This is a genomic window from Acidovorax sp. HMWF018, from assembly GCF_003061035.1.
Classification (GTDB): domain Bacteria; phylum Pseudomonadota; class Gammaproteobacteria; order Burkholderiales; family Burkholderiaceae_C; genus Acidovorax; species Acidovorax delafieldii.
In genome coordinates this window covers 1-3,483 of the sequence record NZ_QAIM01000375.1, presented here as the reverse complement: position 1 = coordinate 3,483, position 3,483 = coordinate 1, and the positions used below count along the sequence as shown (strand labels likewise).

Here is a 3,483-nt window from a genome sequence, read left to right as displayed (position 1 = left end):
GCGCTGCCGCGGGCCGGCCGCTGGACGCAGACAGCGCACTGGCGCTGGGCCTGGTCACGGCAGCCCCCGACGACATCGACTGGGCCGACGAAATCCGTATCGCCATTGAAGAACGCGCCGCCATGTCGCCCGATGCGCTGACCGGCCTGGAGGCCAACCTGCGCTTTGCCAGCAGGGAGAACATGAACACCCGCATCTTCGGGCGCCTGACCGCGTGGCAGAACTGGATCTTCAACCGCCCCAACGCCGTGGGCGAGAAGGGCGCGCTCAAGGTTTACGGCACCGGCCAGAAGGCCGGGTTTGACCAGACGCGCGTCTGACCCCCTGCCCTGCATTCGATTTCCATCCAGAGGAGCACCCCATGAGCAGCATCAACTACAGCGAGAAGATTCCCAACAACGTGAACCTGGGCGAAGACCGCACGTTGCAGCGCGCGCTAGAAGGCTGGCAGCCCAACTTCATCAACTGGTGGGACGACGTGGGTCCCGAGGGCTCCACCAACCATGAGGTCTATCTGCGTACCGCCGTGAGCGTGGACCCGAACGGCTGGGCCCAGTTCGGCCACGTGAAGATGCGCGACTACCGCTGGGGCATCTTTTTGAACCCAGGCGACAGCAACCGCGAGATCCACTTTGGCGACCACAAGGGCGAAAAAGCCTGGCAGGACGTGCCCGGCGAGCACCGCGCCAATCTGCGCCGCATCATCGTGACCCAGGGCGACACGGAGCCTGCCTCGGTCGAGCAGCAGCGCCACCTGGGCCTGACGGCGCCCAGCATGTACGACCTGCGCAACCTGTTCCAGATCAATGTGGAAGAGGGCCGCCACCTGTGGGCCATGGTGTACCTGCTGCACAAGCACTTCGGCCGCGACGGCCGCGAGGAGGCCGAAGCGCTGCTGCAGCGCCAGTCCGGCGACGAGAACAACCCGCGCATCCTGGGCGCGTTCAATGAAAAGACGCCGGATTGGCTGGCGTTTTTCATGTTCACCTACTTCACTGACCGTGACGGCAAGTTCCAGCTCTCGGCCCTGGCAGAGAGCGCTTTTGACCCGCTGGCGCGCACCACCAAGTTCATGCTGACCGAAGAGGCCCACCACATGTTTGTGGGCGAAAGCGGCATCTCGCGCGTGCTGTCGCGCACCGCACAGGTGATGAACGACCTCAAGACCGACGACCCTGCCAAGGTGCGTGCGGCTGGCGCCATCGACCTGCCCACCGTCCAGCGCTACCTCAACTTCCACTACAGCGTGACCATCGACCTGTTCGGCGCCGACCAGTCGAGCAACGCCGCCACGTTCTACAGCTCGGGCCTCAAGGGTCGCTACGAAGAAGGAAAACGCACGGACGATCATGTGCTCAAGGGCCAGACGTACAAGGTGCTGGAGGTCAAGGACGGACAGCTGCTGGAAAAAGAAGTGCCCATGCTCAACGCGCTGAACGAAGTGCTGCGCGACGACTTCATCAAGGACTCCATGGCGGGCGTGGGCCGGTGGAACAAGGTGCTGGAGAAAGCGGGAGTCCCCACCCGCCTGGTGGTCCCCCACAAGGCCTTCAATCGCCAGATCGGCGCGCTGGCGGGCATCAAGATGTCGCCCGACGGCCGCGTGGTGAGCGAGGCAGAATGGACCGCGCGCAAGGCCGAATGGCTGCCCACGCCCGAAGACTTCGCGTTTGTGGCGTCGTTGATGGGCCGTGTGGTCGAGCCGGGCAAGTTCGCCGGCTGGATCGCGCCCCCCGTCATGGGCATCAACCGCCAGCCGGTGGATTTTGAGTACGTGCGTTTTAATTGATCGCAGCTTAGTTGCCCGTGCCGCATTCGCCGCCCCTGGCAAGACGGCGCGAGCGGCACGGCGAGTCGGGCTCTGCGTTGTGGCACACCGAATGCCTCCACTGTATGCAAGGTCCCAGCACTGGTAGCCGGATATTGCTCGAAGAATGAATATGGACACCCACACGCTGATCGACAACGGCATCCTGAAGCAGCATCTGATCGACCCGGAGATCTGCATTCGCTGCAACACCTGCGAGGCCACCTGTCCGGTCAACGCGATCACGCACGACGACAACAACTACGTGGTGCGAGCCGATGTGTGCAACGGCTGCATGGCCTGCATCTCGCCCTGCCCCACGGGTTCCATCGATAACTGGCGTGCGGTGCCAGTGGCCCGCGCCTACACCGTTGAGGAACAGTTCAGCTGGGAAGAACTGCCGGGCGAGCTTGCCCCCCATGAACTGGTCGCAGCAGGCGGAGAGCCCGCCACAGAGGTAACGGCGCTGCAGCAAGCCCCCGAAGCGCCTGCTGAGCCGGGCACGCAGGTTTTTCGCTCCGCCCAGTACGGAGCCACGGTACCGCCCTGGTCTGCAGCCCATCCCTACACCAATCTTTTTCCGCCCAAAAACCCGACCACAGCCACCGTGGTCGGCAACTTCAATTGCACCGAGGTGGGTTTTGAGAGCGAGACCCACCATGTGGTGCTCGATTTCGGCAGCATGCCGTTCCCCGTGCTGGAAGGGCAATCGATTGGCATCATCCCGCCGGGCGCCGATGCGCTGGGCAAACCCCACCACGCGCGCCAATACTCGGTGGCCAGCCCGCGCAACGGCGAACGCCCCGGCTACAACAACTTGGCGCTGACTGTGAAGCGCGTGACCGTGGACCACGATGGCAACCCTGTGCGAGGCGTTGCCTCCAACTACGTTTGCGATCTGAAGGTAGGCGACAAGGTGCAGGTGGTGGGGCCGTTCGGCAGCAGCTTCCTCATGCCCAACCATCCGCGATCGCACATCTTGATGATCTGCACCGGCACCGGCAGCGCGCCCATGCGCGCCATGACCGAGTGGCGGCGCAGGCTGCGCAACAGCGGCAAGTTTGAGGGCGGCAAGCTCTTGCTGTTCTTCGGCGCACGCACGCAGCAGGAACTGCCCTACTTCGGCCCCCTGCAAAGCCTGCCCAAGGATTTCATCGACATCAACCTGGCTTTCTCCCGCACGCCCGGGCAGCCCAAGCGCTATGTGCAAGACCTGATGCGCGAGCGCGCCGCCGACCTGCTGGCCCTGCTGCGCGATGACAACAGCCACTTCTACGTCTGCGGCCTCAAGGGCATGGAAGAAGGCGTGGTGATGGCGCTGCGTGACATCGCCCAGGAGGCGGGGCTGAGCTGGGACGCCCTGGGTGGGACGCTTCAGCGCGAAGGGCGACTGCATCTGGAGACATACTGAGGCGGGAATGGCATCGGCCTGAACCAAACTCAATCCATGGCGCCTCCCCAAAAAAGGCCCATTGGCCGGGCCTCGGGGCGCTGCATGGAGCCCTTTCCCTTGTGTAACAGCTGCAACGCCGGAGGCTGACCGGCAGACTGGTCTGTCGTTCCTGCGAAAATAGCGGGCTTTGCCTTCGGGAGGACTCCTTCCCCCGATGCACGCGCCGCCGGACCGTCCCGCTCGGCCGTGCCCACCCAGTGCACAGCCTTCACGGGATGACCCA

Annotated in this window: 2 protein-coding genes and 1 pseudogene; all 3 read left to right on the top strand. The window is 64.2% G+C overall.

Translation table 11 applies throughout. From position 1 onward, the window contains the following. A pseudogene (locus DBR23_RS14490) lies at window positions 1-320 on the top strand (benzoyl-CoA-dihydrodiol lyase); the annotation flags it as partial. A 41-nt stretch (window positions 321-361) separates the two neighbouring features. Next, window positions 362-1,789, top strand: a complete 1,428-nt coding sequence (gene boxB / locus DBR23_RS14485; protein WP_056746952.1) for a benzoyl-CoA 2,3-epoxidase subunit BoxB — start codon at window positions 362-364, stop codon at window positions 1,787-1,789. 151 nt (window positions 1,790-1,940) lie between these two features. Beyond that, entirely contained in the window at window positions 1,941-3,218 is a 1,278-nt protein-coding gene (gene boxA, locus DBR23_RS14480) for a benzoyl-CoA 2,3-epoxidase subunit BoxA (RefSeq protein WP_108498720.1), read from the top strand. The last annotated feature ends 265 nt before the right edge of the window (window positions 3,219-3,483 follow it).